Source organism: Halomonas sp. BM-2019 (assembly GCF_017584085.1).
Window position 1 is genome coordinate 3,731,494 of the sequence record NZ_CP071922.1, and the last position, 469, is coordinate 3,731,962.

General features: G+C 67.4%; 1 protein-coding gene. It reads left to right on the forward strand.

Annotated features, from left to right (window positions below; all coding sequences use genetic code 11):
* Positions 1-365: 365 nt before the first annotated feature.
* The coding region (locus J5F18_RS18485; RefSeq protein ID WP_346302267.1) for a DUF3820 family protein at positions 366-469 on the forward strand (104 nt) is incomplete at its 3' end.

A 469-nucleotide genomic window follows, 5' to 3' on the forward strand; every position in this document is an offset into this window, starting at 1 on the left:
GCACCTCGTGTACCGGGCGACGGCCGTGCTCCATCAGCAGGCGATGGTAGGTGGCCACCTCCTCCTCAATGCCATTGGGATCCTCCAGCCACGCCTCGGTCCAGGCCAGTTCGTCATAGGCTTTCCACATGGTCGCTCTCCTCTTCGCCCGCTGCCGTTGCCACGGATACTTCTCCCTCGACCCTGAGCCTACCCTGAGCCAATCCCGCGCCGGGCGCCAGCCCCACCGAGTACCATTACCCTCTCGGGCTCCGATGCGCCCCTCCGCCCCGGACGACCTCCCCTGGCAGGACCGGCGATATCCTTCTAGAGTAGGGCCGCAGCGCCGCCAGGCGAAAGGCACGAACCCAACGAGAGGACGACGAGTGAACCCCGAGGACCTGCAGACCCTGGTCACCCTGCGGATGCCCTACGGCAAGTACGCCGGGCGGCTGATCGCCGACCTGCCGGGGCCCTACCTGGCCTGGTT